This window comes from Streptomyces achromogenes (assembly GCF_030816715.1).
Taxonomy (GTDB): domain Bacteria; phylum Actinomycetota; class Actinomycetes; order Streptomycetales; family Streptomycetaceae; genus Streptomyces; species Streptomyces achromogenes_A.
In genome coordinates this window covers 6,180,366-6,206,249 of the sequence record NZ_JAUSYH010000001.1, presented here as the reverse complement: position 1 = coordinate 6,206,249, position 25,884 = coordinate 6,180,366, and the positions used below count along the sequence as shown (strand labels likewise).

The 25,884-nt window shown below is 64.3% G+C and carries 19 protein-coding genes and 1 pseudogene; 3 read left to right on the top strand and 17 right to left on the bottom strand.

Annotation, left to right across the window (positions count from 1 at the left end; genetic code table 11):
* Positions 1 to 11: 11 nt before the first annotated feature.
* The 7 genes from QF032_RS27970 to rpsB form a co-directional block, all read right to left on the bottom strand.
* Complete coding sequence (locus tag QF032_RS27970) at positions 12 to 1,535, bottom strand: hypothetical protein (protein ID WP_307057908.1); 1,524 nt, start codon at positions 1,533 to 1,535, stop codon at positions 12 to 14.
* The gene (locus tag QF032_RS27965) at positions 1,536 to 1,892 is read right to left on the bottom strand and encodes a hypothetical protein (RefSeq protein WP_307046238.1); all 357 of its coding nucleotides are present in this window, start codon (positions 1,890 to 1,892) and stop codon (positions 1,536 to 1,538) included.
* 263 nt (positions 1,893 to 2,155) lie between these two features.
* Complete coding sequence (locus QF032_RS27960) at positions 2,156 to 3,358, bottom strand: phosphatidate cytidylyltransferase (RefSeq protein WP_306949073.1); 1,203 nt, start codon at positions 3,356 to 3,358, stop codon at positions 2,156 to 2,158.
* Complete coding sequence (frr, locus tag QF032_RS27955) at positions 3,358 to 3,915, bottom strand: ribosome recycling factor (protein ID WP_020128692.1); 558 nt, start codon at positions 3,913 to 3,915, stop codon at positions 3,358 to 3,360. The genes QF032_RS27960 and frr overlap by 1 nt, the downstream gene beginning before the upstream one ends.
* 173 nt (positions 3,916 to 4,088) lie before the next feature.
* Positions 4,089 to 4,847, bottom strand: coding sequence for a UMP kinase (gene pyrH, locus QF032_RS27950; protein WP_107441700.1), 759 nt, complete (start codon positions 4,845 to 4,847; stop codon positions 4,089 to 4,091).
* Between the two features lie 189 nt (positions 4,848 to 5,036).
* Entirely contained in the window at positions 5,037 to 5,873 is an 837-nt protein-coding gene (gene tsf, locus QF032_RS27945; RefSeq protein ID WP_306949074.1) for a translation elongation factor Ts, read from the bottom strand.
* Positions 5,874 to 6,029: 156 nt separating this feature from the next.
* Positions 6,030 to 6,977 (bottom strand): 30S ribosomal protein S2, encoded by a 948-nt coding sequence (gene rpsB / locus QF032_RS27940; RefSeq protein WP_307046236.1) that lies wholly within the window; start codon positions 6,975 to 6,977, stop codon positions 6,030 to 6,032.
* Positions 6,978 to 7,453: 476 nt separating this feature from the next.
* Between rpsB and QF032_RS27935 the strand changes: the two genes are divergently transcribed.
* Positions 7,454 to 8,083, top strand: a complete 630-nt coding sequence (locus QF032_RS27935) for a M23 family metallopeptidase (RefSeq protein ID WP_373430495.1) — start codon at positions 7,454 to 7,456, stop codon at positions 8,081 to 8,083.
* 126 nt (positions 8,084 to 8,209) lie between these two features.
* Here QF032_RS27935 and QF032_RS27930 read toward each other — a convergent pair whose 3' ends face one another.
* From QF032_RS27930 to QF032_RS27890, 9 genes and pseudogenes are all read right to left on the bottom strand, one after another.
* On the bottom strand, positions 8,210 to 8,767 hold the full coding sequence (locus tag QF032_RS27930; RefSeq protein ID WP_307050342.1) for a TetR/AcrR family transcriptional regulator: 558 nt from the start codon (positions 8,765 to 8,767) through the stop codon (positions 8,210 to 8,212).
* A 93-nt stretch (positions 8,768 to 8,860) separates the two neighbouring features.
* Complete coding sequence (whiG, locus tag QF032_RS27925; protein ID WP_306949076.1) at positions 8,861 to 9,703, bottom strand: RNA polymerase sigma factor WhiG; 843 nt, start codon at positions 9,701 to 9,703, stop codon at positions 8,861 to 8,863.
* Between the two features lie 272 nt (positions 9,704 to 9,975).
* Positions 9,976 to 11,133, bottom strand: coding sequence for a DNA-processing protein DprA (gene dprA / locus QF032_RS27920; protein ID WP_307046232.1), 1,158 nt, complete (start codon positions 11,131 to 11,133; stop codon positions 9,976 to 9,978).
* Positions 11,130 to 11,771 (bottom strand): annotated as a pseudogene (locus tag QF032_RS27915) (ATP-binding protein); the annotation flags it as partial. The gene dprA and the pseudogene QF032_RS27915, both read right to left, overlap by 4 nt.
* Before the next feature lie 537 nt (positions 11,772 to 12,308).
* Positions 12,309 to 14,849, bottom strand: coding sequence for a GmrSD restriction endonuclease domain-containing protein (locus QF032_RS27910; RefSeq protein ID WP_307057904.1), 2,541 nt, complete (start codon positions 14,847 to 14,849; stop codon positions 12,309 to 12,311).
* A 179-nt stretch (positions 14,850 to 15,028) separates the two neighbouring features.
* Positions 15,029 to 16,324, bottom strand: coding sequence for a restriction endonuclease subunit S (locus QF032_RS27905; protein WP_307057902.1), 1,296 nt, complete (start codon positions 16,322 to 16,324; stop codon positions 15,029 to 15,031).
* Complete coding sequence (locus QF032_RS27900) at positions 16,321 to 18,315, bottom strand: type I restriction-modification system subunit M (protein WP_307057900.1); 1,995 nt, start codon at positions 18,313 to 18,315, stop codon at positions 16,321 to 16,323. The genes QF032_RS27905 and QF032_RS27900 overlap by 4 nt, the downstream gene beginning before the upstream one ends.
* A gap of 493 nt (positions 18,316 to 18,808) precedes the next feature.
* Complete coding sequence (locus QF032_RS27895) at positions 18,809 to 19,036, bottom strand: helix-turn-helix domain-containing protein (protein WP_307060398.1); 228 nt, start codon at positions 19,034 to 19,036, stop codon at positions 18,809 to 18,811.
* 1,187 nt (positions 19,037 to 20,223) lie between these two features.
* Positions 20,224 to 22,842 carry a patatin-like protein gene (locus QF032_RS27890; protein ID WP_307057898.1) on the bottom strand — a complete coding sequence of 873 codons (2,619 nt, stop codon included), beginning with the start codon at positions 22,840 to 22,842 and terminating at the stop codon, positions 20,224 to 20,226.
* Between the two features lie 301 nt (positions 22,843 to 23,143).
* On the opposite strand from QF032_RS27890, the gene QF032_RS27885 reads away from it, so the two are divergent.
* Together QF032_RS27885 and QF032_RS27880 are read left to right on the top strand one after the other, a co-directional pair.
* The gene (locus tag QF032_RS27885; protein ID WP_307060397.1) at positions 23,144 to 23,731 is read left to right on the top strand and encodes a DUF6192 family protein; all 588 of its coding nucleotides are present in this window, start codon (positions 23,144 to 23,146) and stop codon (positions 23,729 to 23,731) included.
* Positions 23,665 to 24,078 (top strand): hypothetical protein, encoded by a 414-nt coding sequence (locus tag QF032_RS27880; RefSeq protein ID WP_307057897.1) that lies wholly within the window; start codon positions 23,665 to 23,667, stop codon positions 24,076 to 24,078. Before QF032_RS27885 ends, QF032_RS27880 begins: the two co-directional genes overlap by 67 nt.
* 291 nt (positions 24,079 to 24,369) lie before the next feature.
* Here QF032_RS27880 and QF032_RS27875 read toward each other — a convergent pair whose 3' ends face one another.
* Entirely contained in the window at positions 24,370 to 25,590 is a 1,221-nt protein-coding gene (locus QF032_RS27875; RefSeq protein ID WP_307057895.1) for a PIN domain-containing protein, read from the bottom strand.
* Between the last annotated feature and the right edge of the window lie 294 nt (positions 25,591 to 25,884).

Genomic DNA, 25,884 nt, shown 5'->3' with positions numbered 1-25,884 from the left:
TGGTCCGTCCACTAGAACTCCGCCAGGGAGTCGAACGAGCCGATGGCGACCCCGGTCGCGGCGACGACCGACCTGATGTCTGCGTCGATGGCCTTGAGCAGAGCGCCGTCCTCATCGAACGTCTCTGCGATGATCACCAGGTTAGGAGAATTGGATGATGCCCGCACAAGCAACCAGCTTCCGTCCTCCAATTCCACCCGAATACCGTTGAGCCGGTTGATCCGCGCGATGGGTTGCCCCGCCAGCCGGTGGTTCTCCTCGAAGTATGCGGCGATCTCGTCGACCACGGCATACTTCGTCTCGTCCGAGACATAGGGTTGCCGATTGGGAGAGGCAAAGGACTTCGGCAGGAGCGAGAGCTTCGCCGAGAGATTCCAGTCCTTTTCAGTGGCCTTGGCACTGCAAAGTGCCCAGAGCAGCGCCAGGGCGGCGACACAGGCATCGTCGTACCCTCGACCGAGTGGCTCACCGAAGAAAAAGTGACCACTTCGCTCAAATCCCGCAACGGCACCGGATTCGGCAACGGCGGCCTTGACGTAGGAATGCCCTGTCTTCGCCCACACGATATCGCTGGCCAGCTCCGACTCGTACAGCGAAGTGGACTTGACGTCGATGACGAAGGGTCCGGCTACCTTGACCTGCTCCTCGAGGAACTTTGCGACCACCAGTCCGACACGGTCGGCGAAGACGAGGCGGCCCAGGTCGTCGACCACGCCGAGACGGTCACCGTCTCCATCGAAGCAGAGCCCCACATCGGCTCCGCTACCGGCCACCAGAGACTCCACCGCGCGGAGGAAGGGGACACTTTCCGGATTCGGGTTGAAGTTCGGAAAGGTCCAGTCGGGTTCCACATTGCCCGGAACGACCTCGAAGCCGAGCCGCTCCAGAAGCATCGGCGCGTAGAGGCCGGCTGTGCCGTTGCCCGTCTCCACTGCGACCTTGAGGCGTGGCAGGCCGTCGAACCGGTCTGCCCACTCCTCGACGAGTCCGTCGAGATAGGCTTCACGAGCACCCTCACTGAACGTGTAGGAGCCCGACCTGCCCTCCGTGCCGGCGGCCTGGGCGGTGAGGGTGTACGACTTGAATTTCTGCATCTCGTCCGGACCGAAGGTCGATGCCTTGCGGTGGCCGATCTTCACGCCGGTCCAGCCGTTCTCGTTGTGGCTTGCCGTCACCATGGCAACACAGTCGACATCCAAGGAGAACTGCGCGTAATAGGCGCCCGGTGTCGTCGTGAGGCCGATGTCCACAACGTCCATACCCGCTTGAAGCAGACCGACGACAAGCGCATTTTTCACGTTCTCCGAATAGCTCCGGAAGTCGTGACCCACGACGATGCGCCGACCGGCGTCGAGTTCCTCAGCGAGGAATCGACCCAGGTGCAGCCCGAGGACTCGGGCCCCCACGAAGTTCAGCCCGACAGGAGTACCGTCGCCGGTCGGCTGGATGACCCACCGTGCGTCATACTCCCGAAAACCCGTCTCAGCAAGAAGAATTTCTTCGACATAGCTTGCCGAGTTGTACGTCCCGCTCATTCAGACATCACTCCGAGTCGCCTTTTCTCCCAGAGTGTGCAAGTACTCGAGAGGAAATTCAAGCATCAAACGCTTAGGCATTGCACCCGCCCTGGAAAGGTCGAACAGGAATCGCTCACCCAGGCGCTCCAACGTGAGTCGGTCGTGCTCTAATTCAATGGTGTGCGGACCGGCCGTCGCGGTGGCATCGGCGATGACTCGGGCGAAATCCGCACGTCGAAAAGTACCGGTGATGTCCACCCATTCATCGGTCTCGAGGTCGAACGGCCAGTGAGCTTTGACGACCGCGACGTCCGCATCACTGAAGATATCGACACTGCCCTCTACGGGGTGAGGAAAGCTGAGGGTCATACTCACGGTGCTTCCGCCTCTCGGAGTTCAGGACTCACCCGCACGGACCCAGAGTCACAGCGACATGACGAAGGGTGACTGGATCGACGTCTTAATCACTATACTGCGTGCCCCCTGGGCAGAGTGACGTTCAGGAGTTGTCGTATCCGTGCATTCCCCGTCGGCATGCGACGCGAGGACAGACGCGCTCTTCACTGCGAGGCACGCTCCGAAATGGCAGGAGCCCCCGCCAGGGCGGGGGCTCCAGAGTGCGGCGTACCGGCCCGGCCTCAGCTCGAACCCGCGAACAGGACGAACAGGGCCCAGACCACCGGTGCCGTCGGCAGGAGGCTGTCCAGGCGGTCCATGATGCCGCCGTGGCCCGGGAGCAGGGTGCCCATGTCCTTGATGCCCAGGTCCCGCTTGATCATGGATTCGCCCAGGTCGCCGAGCGTGGCGCTGACCGCGACGGCGAAGCCGAGCAGCAGACCCTGCCACCAGGTGCCGTCGTCGATCAGGAACTGCATGCACAGCGCACCGGCGACCATCGCGAACGACACCGCGCCGAGCAGTCCCTCGCGGGTCTTGCCGGGGCTGATGCGCGGGGCGAGCTTGGTCTTGCCGAAGCGCCAGCCGACGGCGTACGCGCCCGTGTCGCTGACGACCGTCAGGAGCAGGAAGATCAGAACGCGGAAGGCGCCGTCGTCGGCGGTGAGCATCAGGGCGACGAACGTGGCCAGGAACGGAACGTAGAAGGCCGCGAAGACGCCGGCGGTGACGTCCTTGAGGTAGCCCTCGGGCGGTTCGGTCATCCGCCAGACCAGCACCGCGAGCGCGGTGAGGGCCATGGCGACCCAGGCGCCCTCGGGTCCCCGGACGTATCCGGCGACGACCATCGCGGCCCCGCCGACCGCGAGCGGCACGAGCGGCGCCTTGATGCCCTTGCGCTCCTGCAGCCTGCTGGTCAGCTCCCACAGCCCCACGACGACGGCGACCGCTATCACCCCGACGAACACGGCCTTGACGACGAACAGCGACGCGACGATCACGGCGCCGAGCCCGACGCCGACCCCTATGGCCGCGCCCAGGTCTCGGCCCGCGCTCTTCTTCTGCGGTGCGGGCGCAGGCTGAGGGGCGTCGGACATGGGCTCCGGATTCTGCGGCACCGCCGCAGGGGGCTGTGCCGACGGGGTGTCGTTGACGCGGGAGGCGTCGCCGTAGGGCTGGGTGCCGTAGGGCGCGCCGCCGTAGTTCTCGTCTCGGAACAAGGGGCCGCCCGGCCGAGCGGCCCCCCGGTCGTCATCCTGGTGACCGCCGTGTGCGGGTACGTCGGGGACGATGGGCATGGGGCGAGTCTGCTGCGCCTCAGGCGCATCGTACGCGGGACCCGCCGGGGCGGCCCCCTGGACAGGTCCCTGCCCCTGGTCGACGGGCCCCCAGTACCCGGCCCTCGGTCCGGCGTGCGGCGGTGAGCCCCAGGAAGAGTCGTTCATCAGACCTCGAGCAGCTCTGCTTCCTTGTGCTTCAGGAGCTCGTCCACCTGGGCGACGTACTTCGCGGTGGTGTCGTCGAGCTCCTTCTCCGCACGGCGGCCCTCGTCCTCGCCGACCTCGCCGTCCTTGATCAGCTTGTCGATCGCGTCCTTGGCCTTGCGGCGGACCGCGCGGATGGACACCTTGGCGTCCTCGCCCTTGCCCTTGGCGACCTTGATGTAGTCGCGGCGGCGCTCCTCGGTGAGCTCGGGGAACACCACGCGGATGATGTTGCCGTCGTTGCTCGGGTTGACGCCCAGGTCGGAGTCGCGGATCGCCTGCTCGATGTTGCGCAGCGCGGTCTTGTCGAACGGGGTCACCACCGCCATGCGCGGCTCCGGCACGGAGAACGAGGCCAGCTGGTTGATCGGCGTCGGCGCGCCGTAGTAGTCGGCGACGATCTTGTTGAACATCGCCGGGTGCGCACGGCCGGTGCGAATCGCGGCGAAGTCCTCCTTGGCGACGACGACGGCCTTCTCCATCTTCTCCTCGGCCTCGAGGAGGGTCTCTTCGATCACCACTTGCTCCTGCGTGTCTTGAGTAGGCCCGGCTGCGGATCCTTGCGGGGGCGGCGGCCGGCTGCGTCGCGTCTTCTTCCTGCACGGTTCCCGACCGGCAGGACATTGTCCATCCCCCGACCAGGGTCCGCCCCCCGGTCAGGTGTTGTCGTGCGAAACCGGGATTCCACCGGTCAGGCTCGGCCGCCTTGCTCGTCCACAAGCGTGCCGATCTTCTCACCCTTGACGGCGCGAGCGATATTGCCCTCCGCGAGGAGCTCGAAGACGAGGATCGGGAGTTTGTTGTCGCGGCACAGCGTGACCGCCGTGGCGTCGGCGACCTTCAGCTCGCGCGTGATGACCTCGCCGTAGCCGAGGGCGTCGAACTTGACGGCCGCCGGGTTGGTCTTGGGGTCGGAGTCGTAGACGCCGTCCACGCCGTTCTTGCCCATGAGCAGCGCCTCGGCGTCGATCTCCAGGGCGCGCTGCGCGGCGGTGGTGTCGGTGGAGAAGTAGGGCATGCCCATGCCGGCGCCGAAGATCACCACACGGCCCTTCTCCAGGTGCCGCACGGCGCGCAGCGGGATGTACGGCTCGGCGACCTGGCCCATGGTGATGGCGGTCTGCACCCGGCTGTCGATGCCCTCCTTCTCCAGGAAGTCCTGGAGGGCGAGGCAGTTCATGACGGTGCCGAGCATCCCCATGTAGTCCGAGCGTGCGCGGTCCATGCCGCGCTGCTGGAGTTCGGCGCCGCGGAAGAAGTTGCCGCCGCCGATGACGACCGCGATCTCGGCTCCGTCGCGCACGACCGCGGCGATCTCGCGGGCGATCTTGTGCACCACGTCGGGGTCCACGCCGAGGCCCCCGCCGCCGGAGAACGCCTCTCCGGAAAGCTTCAGCAGGAACCGGCCGTGTACCTTGCCGTCGTCGCTCTTCTGGGCCTTGGTGGTCATGGGAGTTCCCGCCTCTTTCGCGTGGTGCACAAACGAAGAAGGCCACTGCCGGTGGGGTGTCGTTCGCATCCCATGCGCGGCAATGGCCTCCTCGTCAGATCTGCTGTCGTCCGCCACGCGTGCGCGTGACGGCGTACCGGACGACTGCACCCGACCCTATCGGGCCGACGCGTCGATCGCGGTACGGACTCAGATGCCGACCTTGATGCGCGAGAAGCGCTTCAGGGTGACACCGGCCTCGTCCAGAACCTTCTGGACGGACTTCTTGTTGTCCAGCGCGTACGGCTGGCCGAGCAGCGTGGCGTCCTTGAAGAAGCCGTTGAGGCGACCCTCGACGATCTTCGGCAGGGCGGCCTCGGGCTTGCCCTCGGCGCGGGTGGTCTCCTCGGCGACGCGGCGCTCGGACTCGACGACCTCGGCCGGCACGTCCTCCTTGGAGAGGTACTTCGGCGCGAAGGCGGCGATGTGCTGGGCGACGCCCTTGGCGATCTCCGCGTTCGGCTTGTCCAGCTCGACGAGGACACCGATCTGCGGGGGCAGGTCGGGCATCGTGCGGTGCATGTACGCGGTGACGTAGCCGTCGGTGAACTGCGCGAAGCGGTCCAGCACGATCTTCTCGCCGAGGTTGGCGTTGGCCTCGTCCACGAACGCCTGGACGGTCTTGCCAGGCTCGATCTCGGAGCCGAGCAGCGCCGCGATGTCGGCCGGGGCGGTCTTCGCCACGTGCTCGGCGATCGCGTTGGCAACGGCCTGGAACTTGTCGCCCTTGGCGACGAAGTCGGTCTCGCACTTCAGCTCGACGATGACGCCGGAGGAGTTGTCGTCGGCGATGACGGAGACCACGGCGCCGTTCTCGGCGGAGCGGCCCTCGCGCTTGGCGACACCCTTCTGGCCCTTGATGCGGAGCGCCTCGACGGCCTTGTCGACGTTGCCCTCGGCCTCGTCCAGCGCCTTCTTGCAGTCCATCATGCCGGCGCCGGTGAGCTCACGGAGCTTCTTGACGTCGGCGGCGGTGTAGTTCGCCATGATTCTGTGAATCTCTCTCGGAGTTCGAAGTCTCGAAGATCTACGAAGATCAGCGGGCTGTGGGTGAACGGCGGGCGGCACTCCCGGTGCCTCCCGCCGTCACTTCGCCCTACGACCGTACGGACCGCGTGGCGACCGTACGGCTCACGGCCTGACTCAGGCCTGCTCGCCCTCGGCGGCCGGAGCGGCCTCGGCGGCGGGAGCGGCCTCGGCGGCGGGAGCCTCGTCGGCGGCAGCCTCGGCGGCGGGGGCCTCGGCGGCCGGAGCCTCGTCAGCAGCGGCCTCGGCCGGCTTCTCGGCAGCCTCGTCCGCCTTCTCGGCGTCGGCCTTCTTCTCGCCCTCGAGCAGGTCGCGCTCCCACGCGGCCAGCGGCTCGCCGGCGGCCTTGTCGCCCTTGTCGCCGGTGGCGACGCCGGAACGGGAGATGAGGCCCTCGGCGACGGCGTCGGCGATCACGCGGGTGAGCAGGGTGACGGAGCGGATCGCGTCGTCGTTGCCCGGGATCTTGTAGTCGACCTCGTCGGGGTCGCAGTTGGTGTCGAGGATGGCGACGACCGGAATGTTGAGCTTCCGGGCCTCACCGACCGCGATGTGCTCCTTCTTGGTGTCCACGATCCAGACGGCGCTGGGGACCTTGGACATCTCGCGGATACCACCGAGGGTCTTCTCGAGCTTGGCCTTCTCACGCGAGAGGACCAGGAGCTCCTTCTTCGTCAGACCCGAGGCGGCGACGTCCTCGAAGTCGATGAGCTCGAGCTCCTTGAGGCGCTGCAGGCGCTTGTAGACGGTCGAGAAGTTGGTGAGCATGCCGCCCAGCCAGCGCTGGTTGACGTAGGGCATGCCGACGCGGGTGGCCTGCTCGGCGATGGCCTCCTGCGCCTGCTTCTTCGTGCCGACGAACATGACCGTGCCGCCGTGGGCGACGGTCTCCTTGACGAACTCGTAGGCGCGGTCGATGTACGACAGCGACTGGAGCAGGTCGATGATGTAGATGCCGTTGCGCTCGGTGAAGATGAAGCGCTTCATCTTCGGGTTCCAGCGACGGGTCTGGTGACCGAAGTGGACGCCGCTTTCCAGCAGCTCCCGCATCGTGACGACGGCCATGGCCGTTCTCCTTGGGTTTCTCGGTTGTGCCGCGGGAACCGGACGGCTCCCGCGCCTGACGCCCGCGATGCGCCGAGCCACGAAGGACCGAGGGGCGCGGATACCGGAAGACCGACCGTGGCCGGGCCCCCGATATTGGGGCGTGCGAAGTCGACCCGGTGACCCGGATCGCCAGAAGAAGTGTACGGGACCCGCGGGGTGCCGGGTGACGCCGTTGTCCACAAGCGGCGCACCGTCCACAGGCCACAGCCGTGATCGGCGGGATGCGGGACGGTTCGGTCATGTATGCGAAGCGATGCCTCGGCGGCCCGGCGCTGCTCCTGTCGATCATGGCGCTGACGTCCACGGCGTGGGCAGGCCCACCCGCCCCACCCGGCTCGTCCGACCCACAGCGCCAGTCCGCCCTGCCGCACCCGTCCGCCCCACCAGACCCGCCGGCCTCGCCGGGCGCGTCTGTCCCCTCCACCCTGCCGACCCTGCCGAGTCCGCCGAGTCCGCCGAGCCCGCCGAGCCCGTCCGCCCCGACGGGTCCGCCTGTCTCAGCGGCCCCGCCGTCGGCGTCCCGGCCCCCTGGCCCCGACACGGCCGAGGCCGGTGATGAGGGCAAGCCCGCCGGTGAGGCCGAGCCCGGCGGTGAGGTGCCTCCCGTCCCGGCGATCGGCCGGACGTGGCCGGTGGGCACGCGTCCGCCGGTGGTGCGTGGCTGGGAACCCCCGGCGACGCCGTACGCCCGCGGCCATCGAGGCGTCGACCTGGCGGCCCCGCCGGGCGCACCGGTACGGGCGGTGGCGGCCGGACGGGTGTCCTTCGCCGGCCGGGTGGCGGGCCGGGGCGTCGTCTCGGTGGAGCTGACGGCCACCGGCCTGCCGCCGCTGCGCACGACGTACGAGCCCGTGCGGGCGTCGGTGCGCGAGGGTGACCAGGTGAGCCCCGGCCAGGTCGTCGGGACGGTGGAGCCGACGGGCCGGCACTGCGCGCGCAGCTGTCTGCACTGGGGGCTGCGGCGCGGCGAGACCTACCTCGACCCGTTGTCCCTGCTGCCGCCGTGGCTGCGGCGCACGGCCCCCTCCAGACTCCTGCCGGTCCTGGGCGTCCCCCTTCCATGACCCGGCGGGGATGCCCCGCCACCCCGCCACCCCCGCCCCGCCGAGGTCGGCGCCGGCCTTCGGACGCCGGGGCGGCTCGGCCGCAAGGCCGCAAGGCCGCAAGGCCGCAAGGCCGCAAGGCGAGGTTCAGCCGCGGACTCCTCGCAGGACCATGCCGACCGCGGCCTCCGTGATCGCCGAGGGGTCCTCCGCCGCGCCCAGCTCGATCCGCCGTACCGCCGCGTCCACGACGCCCTGCAGCAGCATCGCCGCCAGCCGGGGCTCCGCATGGCCCAGCTCGGCCAGCGCGTCTCCGATCATCGCCACGAGGCCGCCGTGCGCGGCCCGGATCTTCTCCCGGGCCCCGGCGTCCAGCTCGCTGGCCGAGATCGCCACGACGGCCCGGTGCCGCCGGTCTCCGACCAGGGCGAGCTGCCGTCGCACATACGCCTCGACCTTGGCCTCGGCGCCGTCGGCCGCGGTCATCGCCGCCTCGACCTCCGCCGTCCACACCGGGAAGTCGACCTCGCACAGTTCCTCGACCACCGCGGCGCGCGACCGGAAGTACTCGTACACGGACGAGCGCGCGAGACCCGTCCGCTCGGCGAGGGCCGGGAACGTCAGCGCTTCCGTCCCGCCCTCGGACAACAGGGAGCGTGCCGCGTCCAGCAGGGCGGCACGCTGCATCGACCGGTGCTCGGCCACGGAGGCCGCTCGAATCCTTGGCACGTCGTCCACTTTACGGACGCGCCACGCCCGACGGGAGTGACTGCGCCCGCAGCACCGGCTACGGGCAGGTCAGCGACCGAAGCTCGCCAGTTTGGCCCGCAACTGGAGCACCGACTTGGTGTGGATCTGACTGACCCTGCTCTCGGTCACCCCCAGCACGTTCCCGATCTCGGCGAGCGTCAGCCCCTCGTAGTAGTAGAGGGTGACGACCGTCTTCTCCCGGTCGGGCAGCGTGTTGATCGCCCGGGCGAGGAACCGCCTGAGCTCCCGGTCCTCGGCCACCTCCACCGGGTTGTCGGCGGCCGTGTCCTCGAGCGTGTCCATCAGGCTCAACCGGTCGCCGCCCTCGCCGCCGACGTGCAGCAGCTCCTCCAGCGCCACCACGTTCGCCAGCGACAACTGGCTGAAGACGGCGTGCAGTTCCTCGACGGCGATGCCCAGTTCGGCCGCGACCTCGCACTCCGAGGGGGTCCGCCGCAGTCGCGCCTCCAGCGTGGCGTAGGCCCGCTCCACGTTGCGCGCCTTCTGCCGGACCGACCTCGGGATCCAGTCCAGCGCCCGCAGCTCGTCGATCATCGCGCCGCGGATGCGGGTGATCGCGTACGTCTCGAACTTGATCTCCCGGTCGACGTCGAACTTCTCGATCGCGTCGATCAGCCCGAAGACCCCGGAGGACACGAAGTCGGCCTGCTCCACGTTGGGCGGCAGGCCGACGCTCACCCTTCCCGCCACGTACTTCACCAGCGGCGAGTAGTGCAGGATCAACTGCTCCCGCAGCCGCTCGTCGCCCGTCGCCTTGTACGAGCGCCACAGCTCGTCGAGCGTCGAGGGGGCGGGCGGCCGCACGCTGCCACCGTCACGGGCGGCTGGGGGGATCGCCGCCCGGTCGGACCCGGAGGTGTGCTGAGGCATTCGTCGCCTTGTGCCGTTCTGCCGTGAAGTGCGTCGGGGTGGGTGAAGGTGCTATCAGGTGGTGCAGTGGTGCCGGTCTGTGACGGAATCCTCGTGAGCGTAGCGTGACTGCGGCGTCGCGGTGCGCGAAGGTCGTGGCCGGACCGGTGCGCAGATACGTTCCGCTGAGCGCCCTCCCGGGGCAGGTCGATCGCGGTCGTCATCACGAGGTCGCGTCAACTACCGGATTCCGCAAGGCTTTCGGTGTTCCCCCGGACGGCCGAACCCCCGGGTCAACACGGAGGCCGATCCCCTCGAACGGAGACCATCGCCTGGCGTGTCAACTTCCAGCCGTCGCCGTGTCGTTCGACGTATCCGAGCGCTCTGAGCTCGTACAGCCTCGCGATCGCGTCGTCCGGCGTCGTCCGGGCCTCTCGGGCGATCTCGTCGACCGCCGCGGTCCGGCGCGCCGGGAGCGCGGCCAGCACCCGCCGGGCGCCCGGCTCGAGGAGGTCGCGCGGCAGCGCCGGCCCGCGCCGGGCGGGCGCCAGTTCGCCCATGTCACCGACCAGCTCGACGACTTCCGCGGCGTCGGTGACCAGCACGGCCTCCTCCCGCAGCAGTTCGTGCACCCCTGCGGAGAGGCCGCTGGTGGCCGGGCCCGGCACTCCTATGGTGTGCCGCCCCAACCGCTGTGCCGCCCGGGCGGTGACCAGCGAGCCACTGCGGTAGGCGGCCTCCACGACGACCGTGCCCCGGGTGAGCGCGGCGATCACCCGGTTGCGCAGGATGAACCGGCTCGGCGTCGGGTGCTCGCCCGGCGGCAACTCCCCGATCACCAGACCCTGTTCGGCGATCCTGCTGATCAACTGCGTGTGACCCCGCGGATAGGGCCGTTCGACCCCGCAGGCAAGGACGGCGACGGTGGCGCCGCCCGCGCCGAGGGCGCCCCGGTGGGCGGCGCCGTCGACCCCGTAGGCGCCGCCGGACACGACCACCCAGCCGCGTTCGGCGAGGCCGCAGGCGAGGGAGGCCGCCATGTGGGCGCCGTACTCGGTGCAGGCGCGGGCACCGACGACGGCCACCGAGCGCAGCGCCCACATCCGCAGGCTGGGCCGCCCGCGCACCCAGAGCCCCAGCGGCCGGGCGTCCCCGAGCTCCTCCAGCGTCCCGGGCCACTCCGCGTCGCCCGGGCACACGAACCGCACCCCGGCCTCCTCCGCGAGGGCCAGGTCCCGCTCCGGATCGGCCCGCTCGGCGCGTGCCTGGAGCCCGGCCCAGCGCCGTGCGGTCACTCCCGGCAGCGGCTCCCCGTCCGCGCACAGCCGCCGCACCACCTCCCTCGCACCGCGCTCGCGCACCCACTGACCGCCGACCTCGTCGCCGGGCTCGACGACCCGGCCGAGGAAGACCCGGGCCAGCCGGTCGTCGGCCCGGGCGCCGCCGTTCACGTGAGGGCCCCGATGGCCATCGGCACCCCGCGGGGCACCCCCGTGCGCAGTTGCAGGGCCAACGCCACGTCCGTCGCGTCCGGCCGGTCGTGGCCGACCAGGTCGGCGACGGTCCAGGCGACCCGCAGCACACGGTCGAGCCCGCGGGCGGTCAGCGTCCCCCGTTCCAGGTTCCGCTCCGCCTCGTCCATCGCGCCGACCGCCGCGTGCCAGCGATGGCGCAGCTCACGGCCCGGCACTTCGGAGTTGGTCCGCCACGGGGTGCCCGCCAGCCGGGCCGCCGCGCGCTCCCGGGCGGCCCGCACCCGGTCGGCGACGGTCCTCGTGGACTCGCCTCCGGGCCCGCGGTGCGCGAGCTCGGCCCGGCTGACCGGGTCGACCTCCACCCGCAGGTCGACCCGGTCGAGCAGCGGCCCGGAGAGCCGCGCCTGGTAGCGGCGCACCGCGGAGGGCGAACAGTCGCACAGGGCGTCGCGCAGCGAGAACCGCCCGCACGGGCACGGGTTGGCCGCGAGCACCATGAGGAACCTCGCCGGGAACCGCACGACGCCCGCGCTGCGCGCGATCACCACATACCCCGCCTCGAGCGGCTGCCGCAGGGCGTCGAGGACCCGGCTGCCGAACTCGGGGGTCTCGTCAGATTTAGCGACCGACGATGTGTCGGGGTGGGATCTGAACTGCGGGAACGCGTCGCGTACAGGTACGTGACGTCACGAGCTCGTCGGCGACCCACGCACCAAGGTCCAGCGCCGCGCACGCGGGGACGGAAGTGCCTTCCGGGGTGTCGGACAGCTCCGGCCTCGGTACTGGTGGGTTCTCCTATTCAACTGTCGCCAATTCACCGTCGTGTTCACTGCTGAATGACTGCGAGTGGCCGCCGGAGGCGTATCGGCTCCAGGTCCCGGCCTCAGACGCGAGGTGAGCCGTGGTGACCTGGTGGTAACCGAGGGCCTCGGCAACGGCGGGGACTGACATCTCCTGGACATGCTGGCGGAAGGTCGGCTGCGTGAGTGATCAGGACCAGGCCGAGAACGCCGACCCGATCCCTGCGGTCGGGCCAGCCGCACCCTGGCCGTCACCGCCTGGTGCCGCCCGGCAGTCGCCGAGTACATCGCTCCGACGCCCGACCCGGTTGTGGTGGGAGCCTCGTATGTTGCTGTGCGTACGCCAAGACCTTACCCACGCCGAAGCAATACGTAAGCGTAACTACGGGAAATCCCCGTTAGTTCACTTCGAAATTCTTCCTCATCCATGAACTTCTTAAGGAAAGCGGGATTCGCCATTGCCCAATCTTCAACCCCGGCCTGGAAGGCGCGATCGAAAACATCAGCAAAGTTTTCCAGGTCTGTACGGTGCGCAGCGGCCTTTATCTTCGCACTGGCCATTGGGAGGCGAATCAACGGGGCCAGATCGGCTTCGATCAGCACCGTCTCATGTTTCTGATTGAACGTCTCCAACTGGCTACCCAGATCTGGCAGCGGTTCCACTGGGAGAGATTGACCTCCCTCACGGGACGACTTCTCGGTTTGCTCCAAGAGCCCTTGGGCGATGGCGATTTTTCGAATCGACGCCATACTGACCCGTTCACCCTGAGCATCGATGATGTGCCAGAAATCCCAGCCCGCACAAGAACCCAGACCTTGCACTGCCGCCCCAGCGCCGGAGAGAGAGCCAAACTCCTCTCCACTCTCGACTCGAATCCGCCCCTTGGGCTGAACGGTGGCCCGGAATTTCTGGCCAGTACGCTTCAACTCTCCGTGCAAGGTCGTACCTTCAGTAACGAGACCCGACCGCATCAGGTCAGAAACCTGAATGCCGTAATGAGTCTTTCTCCGTTGAGCGGTCTTGCCCGCACCTTGCTGAAGGGTCTTGACCTTAAGAAATCCGAGACTCTCGGCATCCCAGATCAACTCACTGAGACGTTGATACAGCTCGGCCCTGGAATCAATAGCGTGGGTATCGAAGTTGCCGGGGAAGGGAGAAAAAAGCTCCTCGAGTCCATACTTCTCCCGAAACTTCCGAAACTTAGGCTTACGCTTATAGCATGCCGGGTTGAGTGACGCGGCAAGTAGGTTTTGACTGAAGTAGATGGGAAGCTTATCAACGTACCGATCAGCCCCGAAGCTGGCATTGTCTGATTTGTCGAGTAGAAGGAGAGCGCCAACTCGGTTCCTAGCGGCCTGGAAGTCGCGTTCATTGGCTACACCAGTCTGGATGTGCAGGCTGTATTTATTGGCCCAGATATGTTCAATTTCCCACGGGGTCTCAAGACCGTCGATGCCCCGACCGATGTACGCATCAGCGAGGTCGGGCCGGCCACACTCAGCCTCAACAAAAGCAGTGATTCGGGCCAGCAAATACCGGATCTGGCGCCGGTTGTTGTGAAGGCTAAGCTTCCTCACGGCAGAGAAGCTGGGCAAAGCAGCCGCCTCCCTCCCAAGAAGCTTGCGGAGTTCATCCACAGATGACGCTTCTCGGACAACAGGGAGCAGCCGGTATACCTCAGTTAGGAAGTCCTGCGACTGAACGGCACCGTCGTTGTTGACTGTCCGTACGATGAACACCAGATCGAGGTAGGATGCAAGGAGTTTGGCCTTCTGCTGGAAGTCATTCTGAGCGTCATCCTCCCGTACTGCAGCCATAATCAGGAGGTACTGCGCGTCAATTCCGTTGGCCGCATTGTAAAAAACCTCCTCCAGTCCTAGCTTCCGGGACTTAGCAGCTTTCAGAAGCTGGCAATATTGCCCAGAGCTCGGCACGACGACGTTGCGCACGAAGTCACAATAGTCTTGGCCTTGGAATTTTAGGCCGACACGATCAGGACTCTTCCTAACCCATTCATGGAAGGCTCGGGAGATCTCTTCGCTCTCGCTTCCGTCAGCAGCAGCGTAACGCGCGAGCAGCAGCGTCTCAAAGAAGTCCGTAGGAACCTGCCGGTCGTCGAACTCACTGAGATCGCTTAGCATCTTCCGCCAAACGACATCGAGCTGAGCCTGCTCTCGACCGGCTCTGGACAATAGAAAGCTTTTCAACAAGTCCAACGACGTGAGGCGGGCGCCTCGGTCGTTCATCGTCTCAAAGATTTCCCAGCCCAGATCACGGTCTGCTGCGGAAATCTCCACGAACGAGACTCGGTCAGCCAGCCAGTCTGCGAAAATAGGAAGACATTCGTCTCGCAATGCCTCCGGGAGAGCCCCGGCAATATCTTGAGCTCGATGCCAGAGGTTCTGAACCGAGACCGTGGTACCAGTTGGATCATAGTCGCGACCCGCCCTTAGAGCCTCAAGGCATTCTCGGCGCTCTTCAACATCAATAGTGTAATGATGTTGTCCACCAGCGTACCGGCGAATGAGACCGCCGACCATATTCGCGGTGTCGATATCACCCTGCTCGATTAGAAGTCTCTCGATATGGATAAGCAGCAGGTGGAGTGTAGTGAAGCGCTGCTGGCCATCTACGAGGTTCTTCTTCACTCCCGTGGGGTGGCAGACGAACGGACCAAGAAAATAGGGGCGGTAGTTCACGTACTGCAGACGATCATGGTCCGGCTGCCAGTCGCGCAGAAATGCGCTTGCGAGGTCATTGACAAGCTCAACAACGTGGCGGCGCTCCCACGTGTACTCACGCTGGTAGTACTCCAGGACGTACTGCTTGCCGAAAAGCTCACGGACCGTGTGGTCTCGCCCCTGTACACCCTGCTGGATGATGTCTGCCACCTGCTCCCCCTGTGTCCCCGCCCTGGTCTCGCCCCTCGAAGACCTCAGTCATGGTTATACCCCCCGCCACTGACAACGACCCCAAGATCGACCAGAGCAGCAGGTGGCAGCAGTGCCGCAGGCCGTGCAGGCGAGCCCGTTCGGGGCGCCCTTCGGCCAGCCCGACCCTTCGATCAGGGTTATACGCTCCGAACTGATGTCCGATGACGGCCAGCGGAGGACGGATCAATGTCGCCGTTCATAGCAGCACTAATCACTGCCTGCCGGCGTTCCTGGAGGAGCACCACTTGCTTCCGTAGCAGAGCCAGCAGCCTGCGATCACTATCGGCGGCTTCATCGAGTTCCTTGACAATCTGACTTTGAATAGACGCTTCCGGAAAAGGAAATCGCTGCGAGTTGAGCTGCTCACCAGTCAAATGGGAAATTGTCGTCGTGGTTCCCGCGGACGTGAACACATCCGCAGCGGCGGCGGCACGGAGGCAGTAGAAGAGCCACCTCGTCAGGCTTCTTCCGCGCGATCTGGCCCTATGCAGAGCTTTCTGATAATAGACTTCATCCAACCCGCCCGGCCAGATCGCTGCTCGCCCCGGTTCACCTCCTTCACAAATAAGGAGATCGCCTGGGCGCACCTCATAGCGGGCGCGCTCGTTCGGAGGGAAGTTCATGTACAGCAAGTCTTTTGTGTCAATGGCATCCCACTGCACGTTTACATTGCGAAGATAGGGCTTCAGGTGGCTTCCGTCGACGCGGCCGGGGTTCAACTGCTTACCGAGTTTGACGTCGAACTGAGAAGAAACCGGCGCAACGTTCCAAGAAGCAGGAACGTCTCCAAGCCAGTCAAGCCTGCTGTTCCCTCGTTTCCCCGGTATCCGCGCTCCACGGACCGCGGCCGAAACTCGAGACGCCTCTCTCTCGGCAAGAAGCTCCTGTTGATGACGGCGAAGCAAGATCATTCGGTCGATGCGCTGAGTTTCCCTATCGAGGAAGTCGGAAATCCTGACTTGTTCCTCGACGGCAGGGAATGAGAAGGGCAACGACCGCACGCGGTCGGCACTTAGGTGATTGATGCTCGCGCCTGATGCGATAGAGGCAAAGATCTTTGACGCAAAGGCAGCACGAGCCCACCAGCCGAGGAAGCGTCCATCTACTTCCCGGCGAGGACGCAACCGAAGGAGCGTGTTCTGAAAACACACGGTGCCTTCGATTTCGCCTTGCCATACAGCGGCAGCGCCTACGGAATTGATACTCCCACTTCCTTCTGTCACCAGCACATCGCCGGGACGAAGGGAGTACAACTTTTGTTCTGACCGCGTAAAGTTCATGCGTTTCACATCACGCAAGTCGAGATGGCCGTCCAAAACGTTAGCCGCCCGAAGGTACGGCACCAGATCCCGGCCCTCGGCATGCTCAGGTGCACGCTGACGCCCTAGGGAGATTTCGGCTACAGCTCGAAGTGAAGTAGTTCGCCAACTCACGGGGCGATCTCCTTCAGGAGCAGTTGGATCTCATCCTCCACTTGCCTCAAGTCGGCGTCGATCTCGTCCACGGAACGCATCGCCTTGAATTCAAAGAAATACCGTGTGAACGGAATTTCGTATCCAATCTTGGTCTTCTCGTGGTCGATCCAGGCGTCAGGGCTGAGGGGATGCACCTCGCGCTGTAGGTACTCATGAGCATCTGCACCGAGAGGAATATTGTCGAACTCGCGCAAATCCGGATCCGGGAGAATACTACCCATGCGGTCACGCTGTATCTCGCCCTTAGGGTCCGGGCGAGATACTGCACCCCACACGGCCTTCTCAACGCTCTTTGGCAACTTACCGAGGCCAGCGTTGTTAAGTGTCTCCGCCAGCACACCAGCAAATTCTACCTTTTTCCCAAAAGGACCCGACCCGATCAGCGCTCGAAGCGCATTGAATAGAGTTTTGGAAGGCTCATAGCCGGCCAACGATTTGACATGCGCAAGTTCATCTACGGAACTGTCTCGAACCTCGAAGATCAACCTTAGCGGACGTTCGATTGTGATGCGTTGATAACCGAACTCAGCGCGCCCGACCACTTTGATTTTGTCACGCATCGGATGTGCCGGGTCTACCGATACTTCAAGCGCTGACTCGTAGGCTTTAGTCAGCTCCTCAATCTGCTCTTCTGTGATGAGCTTGCGCTTTTCACCGAGCGATCTGCGCATTTTTACGGAGTGATCTCGGGCGTCAAATAGGATCACTCTGTCTTTCTTGGCATTCTCCTTGCGGTTTGTAAGGATCCAGAAATAGGTCGCAATCCCTGTATTGTAGAACAACTGGTCAGGCAGAGCGACCACAGCCTCCAGCCAGTCGTGCTCCAGAATCCACCGCCGGATATTCGACTCGCCAGATTCCGCTCCCCCGCTGAAGAGAGGAGAGCCGTTGAAAACGATGCCAATGCGGCTGCCGCCGTCCCGGACCGGTTTCATCTTATGCAGCATGTGCTGCAGAAAGAGAAGAGAACCGTCGTTGACTCGAGGTAGACCGGCTCCGAAACGGCCCTCGTATCCTTCTCTCTGCTCTTTCTCGACGAAGCTTTTCACTTTCTTCCATTCGACCCCGAATGGCGGGTTCGCGAGGATATAGTCAAAAGTCTTACCGAGATGCTCATCGTTACTGATGGAGTTGCCGAGCTTAATGTTGTCCGCCGTCTGGCCCTTCAAGATCATGTCAGACAGGCAGATTGCATACGACTCAGGATTCAATTCCTGCCCGTACACGGTAATGGTGGCATCGGGATTCATGCGCAAAATTTGGTCGTGCGCTTCGGCCAACATGCCACCGGTCCCGCAGGCGGGGTCGAAGATACGCTTTACGACTCCGTCTCGCTGATCTTCCCCTGTCAGAGATTCCTCGTCCGGAACGAGAAGAAGGTTGACCATCAGCCGAACGACTTCCCTTGGAGTGAAATGTTCTCCTGCGGTGTCGTTGGAAATCTCCGAGAAACGTCTAATCAAATCCTCGAAGATGTAGCCCATCTGGTGGTTGTCGACTGTCTTCGGGTGCAGGTCGATCTCAGCGAACTTATGCGCCACCTGATACAAGAGGCCGAGCTCATCAAGACGCGCGATCTGACTTAGAAAATCGTAACTTTCCAGGATCTCAACGGCCTTGGAGGAGAAGCTCTTCACATATTGTGGCAGCTTCTCTCCAATGGATTCAGCATCCTTTACAGCCTCTTGATACGTTGTTGTGGTCTTCTTGAAAAGCGGGTACCCCATCCTCTCTTCAAGGCGATGCTCGTAGCGCTGAATCCCCATCTCTTCGTACTCGTCTATCACGGCAAGGAGCTCGGGTTCGGGCTTGGGTGCCACGCAGTCCAGGCGTCTGAGAACGGTAAATGGCAAGATGACTTTGCCATATTCCGACTGCCGATAGTCGCCGCGGAGAAGGTCGGCAACTGACCAGATGAGTCCAACGAGTTCTTGGTGCTTGGCGCTCACCGTGATCCTCTCGACATCAGTAAGGACGTTAAAGTTAGAGCTTAACGCTACCAACGGGAGCGGCTACCAAACGGGTCGACTGGAGGAACCGCTCGTCGAGGAGCCCTGCCTAGAGGTGTCGAAGCGCAGCCTGGCGCTCAGCGTCCGCACCCTCGGGCATCTCTCAAGGCCCCGCGTCCGAGCTCCAGTGATCGAAGCACCAGGATCCGTCCTGCGCTCGCGTCCGTCCTGTCAGTTGGAACCCCACTGTCTCACGCAGGGCTGACAGTGCGTTCGAGAGGAACCGCAAGGACTTGGTAACTGGCGCGTGCCAGCGGCCGAGGTCCCCACCTGTGAGGTCGAGGGCCGAGTCCGGGCTCCCGGGGCCTGCTGGCCGGCAGGACGTGGCTTGCGCTGTTAGCTCCGTGACGGCGTGATGACGCCCCTCTCCCCGCAGCGCAGTCTCTACGCAGAAGGCTGCTTGCCGGTACGCGGCGAACGGCCGCGTACCGGATCAGGAATTGCTGCTTGGCATGGCATTGCCATGTTCAGGACTAGGTTCGAATTCCAGAAGGCGCCCAGGGGTGATACCGAGGCCGGCGGCAATCTGTAGGAGGGACAACAAAGACGGGTTCCTGCGCCCGTGCTCGATATAAGCGATGCCTCTGAAGCTCATGCCGCTTCTATCGGCAAGTTCCTCCATGCTCAATCCCCGAGACTCTCGGAGTCGGCGTATGTGCATCCCGAAGGCGTGCAGCTGCGGGTTCGGCGGAGAGCTCGGATTGGCCACTCCATGACTCGAACAGCGGATCCAGCTTGACCACCATGAACAGCTGTGCATAATCCGAGGTGCTACTAGCCGGGTGTACGGCTGCCGCTGTGTCGCGCTGCGCACTGAGGAAGGTGCCGTGACGACGACAAGGGAGACGGGGGTGTTCATGAGTGCCACAGGGGTGACCGCTCAAGCATCGGATGGCGTTCTGGAGGTGACCTGTCCGTGGAATCCATATTTTGTGACTGATGCAAGGAATCTTCGCGGTAGATGGGACCAAGGGAGGAGGCTATGGCGCTTCCCTTGCATGGAGACGCATGCGGCCGTACTTGATCTACTCGAGGAAATCTTCTTCGCGGACGGCTCAGGGCAGCCAGGTCTTGATGTTCTGGTCGACCTAGATAGATTCCAGCCGCTCGATGCGACTGGCTCGATGGTTGAGATGGCCGGAAGGCGCGTTATCTCCGTTAACCAAGACCGCTTTGAGCCTCAACTGGATGCGACCACAACCATTATCCACGGCAACGTGGGAATTAGTGGAGATGCTCTGACCTGGTCACCCGGGGCAATGCTTGAAGTTCGGTCTCTTCCCGAGGCATATTTGGACTTCCTGACTGAGTCTCAGCGCGACTCATTCATCGTGCTTATGAGGCATGGGGTAGATGTCGAGGATTTGCGGCGCCAAGAAGTCAAGCTTCAGGAAAGGATTGACCAACTTCGGCTCATCATTCAGCGCGAACGTCAGGCAGACGCAGGGTTGTTGTCAATCGGGAAAATTCCGGAAGGTTCTCTAAGGTGGCGGCTACGATGCCGCCCAGCCGACAACGGAGCGGAACGGCGGACGGTACATTTGGAAGGCTGCCTCACTTCTCTCACGCACAGAGTGCTCACTGATGCAGAAGTATCAGACCTTTTGGCCCAAGGAGCCTCCGCGTGCCGTACATGTGGCTCGTATAAGGCTGCAGTCGCTGCGGGTCTCATGTAGGGTCCCGCAGCGAATTTTCTGGAAGGACGGTGCTCCGCGGAAGATTCGGTTTCGACGTCTACTCCGGGCTCAGTATCGCATCGGGCTCTCAAGCCGGCGGCACAGGTCCCGCAATCCCAGAGCCGGGCAACAGGCCAACATGCGACAGTTGAGTTACGCGAGATCACCAAGATCACACCGTGTCTCGCTCTGGGTCACCCCCCTCCCGTCCTCGACCTTCGCTAGCGGGCGCAGGACCGCGCCGTCGTTGGAATCGCGTGGCAATTTTCCAGATGATGGCGGTAACGAAAAGAATGACCACCAGGCAGAGGAACCACAGCACCAAATGCAACGCGGCTACCAGCACGGTCACAACGATAAATATCAGGATGCCAGTCAGACCGATCTGTGCCGCTGCCCGTTTCGCCGCTTTGCCGAGTGATTCGGATTGCCTCCTGCGCCAGATAGCCCAGGTTCGGATCCACACGAGCATGGCCACTATTCGCCAGGGCCCACTGGTCACAAGCTTGAGCGCAGCCTTGCACGTCGTCTTGAGAGCGTCGACATCTGCCCTGTCGCGATCCAGCAAATCACGACCTCCCTTTGCGTCCCTCAGGACTTCGAGGCGCTCGCGCATCCGGTCGACGGATGCTTGAGGGTCGTTGGGATCGTCCTCTGCTGCGAGGATAGCTCTGTGAAATCGCTCCTCAGTCCTCTTGAGTAGCTCGTTGTCTGCTGGTGTATTTCGTGGCATCAGGATGGGTAGCAGGTGGTGAACCGCGTCGAGCCGTCCCCAAGTGAAGTCCGACTGGCGCCAGTGTGCATCGATGAAAGCACCAAAGTGGACGAAGCGGGTCCCATATAGCTTCCGGTTACCCAGTGCGCCGTCGAGATTGGTGAACAGGGGACCGACTGAGTCGGGGCCCAGGCGCAAGAACTGAAATTTTGGCGTCAGCTGTCCGACCATTTTCTCTGGTGGAGCGAACGTCTCGGTGAGGATCTCCACTGTGAGAAAGGCTGATACAACGTCGTAGGCCTTCCATTGGCTGCCCGTTATCGGTGCTACTGCGGCGCTGAACGTGGTGACGGCCGTTCGGACGATCTCGCCAAGTGCGGTGGGGATGTTGAGGGCGGCGAACTTCGCCTCGACCCTGGCTGCGGCCCGGCAGGCATCCTCACCTGGCGCAACTTCGTCCCTTTCCAAGTCGGCCAGGGCGATTTCCGTGATCTTTACTGCACGGCGCAGTTGGTCACTGATACATCCGGCTGCTTGTACGAGCCGCCCTTGGACAACGGGTTTTGGCGGCTGCCCCTCATATAGGTCAGGCGGAGGCAGTAGCCGGTTGTGCAGGTACTCACCGAGGGCCTGCAAAAGCCTCTGAGCTGGTGTAAGACCAAAGAGCCACTCAGTCATATCCGGGGCTTGGAGATCGTAACCTCGGGGCGGCAACCAACTGCGGGCGCGATCCAGTATGTCAGGGATGGTTCGCGTGTCTATGTGTGATGGTGTTATGAGAACAGTAGGGACATTTGGGCCCGGCCTCTTGTTGAGCACGTCAAGGAGGACGGCCGTGGCCCGGCTTTTCCGGTATTCCTCTAGAAGGCTTGATGCCGCGTTGTGCAGACTCTCGTTGTAAGCAGGGGTCCCGTCGACGAGTTGCCTGAATAGCTCGTCGCGGCTGCTTCTAATGCTGGTTTGCAGCCTCAGCTGGAGCTCTTCGATACCAGACCGGAGGTCTGATTCCTGTGGGTGCTTTACTGCTTGCGCGACCACGGTCGCGAGGGGTATTTCAGAGCACTCCTGGTTGGAATGACCTTCCGTGTCCTCACTGCCGACAGTGGGGACGACGAACGCGAGGACACGTTCCACAGGCCGTTTGTGGACCCGCCGCTTGGTGATCTCTTCTAGGACAGGTCCGAAAGGCGCGTTGTTGAGCACTCCGCCGTCGGTGAGGCAGCGTGCATCGTCGCGAAGCGTGTTTTCGGGTCGGCACCGATGAGACACCAGTTCCTTCTCGAAGACCGGGTCGAACGCGACTGGGTAGCTGGCTGTGGCTCGTCCAGCCAGCAGAAGCTTCGCCTCATTGCTCGGGGCGAAGTCATGGCGCGGCGACTCGGGCTTGAAGCCCCACCTGCCTTCCGCCGCGATCTGTTCGTATGTGTCCCACTGCTGCTGATTCTTGAAGCGGTAGACCCGACGGTGGTCTCGTACGTCGAAGGCTTGGCCAAATCCGTCTTCGTGGTTTCGTAGCCCACCGTCGAGGGCTGTGGCCGTGATGAACAGGGTGACCGTCGGATCATGATGACCACGAACCGGCTTCTCCTTAATAGTGGTCAGCGCATCCTGGAGGTGCTTTTCAAGCTGGTCGCCGTTAAGCACGCTTCTCGCGCCGCTTGGTTGGAGCAAGCTCTTGAATGAGGCTGAGTCGCGCCACATGTCCCGGAGGTTAGGCAAGGAGGTGTTGCGGCCGATGGCGGTAGCGAGAAGCAAGCCGTTGAGACCGCCGGCCGATGTTCCTGCGATAACATCAACCCGAACCGTCTTCCTGTGCTGCTCGGCTATTTTTTTCCACAGCCTGAAAATCGGCTTGTCATTCTCGCAGACAGCGCTGAGGTCGTCGCCACGCGACGCCCGACGCAGGAGATCAATCTCGTGGGTCACACCGCCCATCCACACTGCCAGGCTCACCCCACCATTCATCACCAGAGCAAGCCGGACCTCGGTTTCCTGTGCCAGCTCGACATCTCGCTCGGTTAGGCACTCGTCGCCGGTCGAGGTGTTCCTAGTTTGCTCGGGATCGCGTTCCGCCATGGTGCCTGCTCCAAAGTCGCCCAGTCTCCGAGCCTCCCCTGACGAAGTCGGCCTTTCCACCGGAGAGCGTCCGTATGGGCGACGCAGCACCGGCCTAGGCCGCTCAGGCGAATAGCATTTAGCAGACGCGGCACGGAGCACTCGTCAGGACCAAACACGCGACCTTGCTTCCTGTCTGTCCGTGAGGTCGACGCTCATGCGCGCTCTTTTCCTGGGCACGAATGACAAGTGGACGTAGACGGATCAACGGCGCAGGAGACTGTGATGACCTTCGAGACGAGCGGTCTCCGTCCGTGGCCGCCTGACCCGGGACGACGAGGTCGCCGCACAGGTCGCCACAGACCTGCTGAAGCGGCCGGCGGTCACCGAGCACGTCACCCCAGCCGAAAAGGTCCGGGTCGTCACGGAGCTGACCAGGGACGACACCGTCGCCCAACAAATAACCACCGACCTGCTGCGCCGCCCGGCCGTTGCCCGGAAGACGATGTGGGACGACACCACCCGGATGCTCGTCAACCGCGCCCAGTTCGACAACTCCAACGAGACCCGTGACCGAATCTGGGAACGCACCCCGGCTGTCCGAGCCATCGAGCACACCATCGAATACCTCGACCTGGTCGGCTCCTGCCACGGCTTCGTGGCCACCCTCGGTCGCCTGGTCCCACCGCTGCGCGGGCAGGAGTTCACCGAGGACGAGCGCGAGACCGTCAGGCGGCAGATCGGCCGGGTCCGCGCCGCGGCGGACTGGCTCGAAGAGCCGTCGACAACGGCGGGTTCACCCTGGACGAGCAGCTGGTCCAGCTGCTCAAAGGCGAGTAGGCCATGCCGCGACGCCGGGAGGCCCGGCCCCTGGCCGAGCACTACGGCGGCCTCGTCCGCGTCGCCCTGATGGGGACATGCCCCGCCGGCCTGCACACCTATCAACTCATGGCCGCCACCCGCCTGACCCGCTCACAGGTCGGCCGCGGGATCCAACACGTGCGCGACGTCGTCGCCGCGGAGAACCTGACGCCGATCGCATGGACACGACGGGACGGTTTCATGTTCTCCGACGACCCGGCGGACTGGATCGAGTACGACAAGCGCCAGTTGCGGCAGATCCTTGGCCGCCTTACCCGGGTGATCACGGGCACGCTCGATCCGCACCTGGTCCGCTGCCCCGACGACGAAGGGGCTCAGCTCGCCACCGCCCGGCTCACCGGCGTGCGCGCCACCCTCGCGCAGCTCTCCAAATAGTCCCCGTCCTGCCGATCACCGCTGCCGATCCCGCCATGCCCGCTGCCTCCCGTCGCCGTCGCTACCCGTCCGACACCTCCGTCGCCGAATGGGCCCTTCTGGAGCCCCTGCTGCCCATCCTCGCCTGCCAGACCGAGACCGGCGGTCATCCGGAGAAGTGGCCCCGGCGGGAGATCGTCGACGGCATCCGCTACATCGTCGACAACGGCGCGAGATCGGCGGCGAAGGAGGTACTGGCAGGTTTCGCGCTAGTAGCGCGCGGCCGGTCGCTGGCACGGGCCGAGCCCCATCTCACTCCCCGTCGAACGACTCATCGTCCTGCTGGTAGTGCTGGTACGACACTAGGTCCATACCCACCTCATCGTTCGGCTTTGGCGGTTGGAGCGCCATGACCAAGCTCGTCAGTATCTCGACGAGGGTCGGCTTGCGCCCTTCCGCCTCCGCGATCTTGAGGACGCGTTGCGGGACATCCCAGTTCACCAGTTTTGACCAGTCGACGACCGACGCGTCCTCGACGGGTACCGCCCGGTAGGCCTTGATAATCCGTGGAGCGCGCTCGTCTCCGGACCGCGCAGGGAAGAGGATGCGGGTCTCCCAGACACACGCGCCCATCTCTACCGTGCCCGGTGCAACTGCCAGGCCGGCGAATTGCCAGCGAGCTGTCGCCACGACCCAGCTGTTCGTACCGAGCCGGTAGGCCTTTATGTCGCTGACGTCGAAGAGCTCCGCCTCAACGTTGTCCGGGAACACCCACCTCTTGGCCGACAACACCTCGCCTTCCTGGGTTCGGATGTCGAAGGGTGTGACGGCTCTGCTGGACTTCCAGGTACCCCGAGCGCGCTCGGTGACGTACTCGGTGTGCAGCCCGAGGAGGCCGTGCACGTCCGCCGCGTCGACGTCGACCTGGGGGGCGACGGTCTCCAGCAGATCGTCGAGGTTCGTCAGGTGCACGAATCGGTCGCCTAGCCCCGCGACGTCGCTATCCATGGGCGAGGGATAGCCGCCATGCCGCGTGGGGAAGTCCCGGTCGTTACTGACGAAGTAGACCGTCTCGTCCAGGTTCGCCCGGGCGTACTCGATGGCCGTGAGCCAAATGGCGACGTCCCGGGCGCCGACCTTCACCCTCTTGTTGCCGCCGGCCTGCTTCGTGCCAGCAGGCGGCAAAATGTTGGCCTCCCGGTACATGCCTTCTCGGATGGCGCTGTCGCTCGTCGGGAGCATCTCGAGGAAACTGGCGTACTCCTTGCGCCACTTCTCTCGCACAGCCTCCGCATCCGGGCCGTCGAGCTTCGGCTCCGTCTGGTAGCTCTTGCCTTCCAACGTTTCGAGGGCCTTCGCCGCGACCTTGTGAGCCTCGAGGTACTCCAGGGCCTTGTGGGCCGCGAGTTCCTCGATGGCCATCCACGGCGCGCCGACGCGCTCGGTCTTCGTTCGCACGATGGCGCGGAGCACGTCCGCCTCGCTGCTGTCTAGCTTCACGCTGCGTATGACGCAACTGTCCAGAATGATCATGCCGTGGCCTTAGTTCTCGCGATGTGTCGAGCAACGAGTAGCACCCGGCCCCTGCTGCTCGCAGCCGAGTTGAACAGATCAATCAGCCGTACCGGCGGCGAACGCCCACGGGCGCACCATTGGCGGAACGTCTGCGGTGCGCGGCCGGTGTATCGCCACCTCGGTCCCTCAGCGCCCTTCTGCGGTGCTCATGGTGTGGCGTCATCCGGTGAGGGTGGCGTCGCCGGGCGGCGGCCCGCCCCACAAACTGGCACTGCAGTGGCTCCCACTCCTGCTCAGTGCGTTATGCCTTCA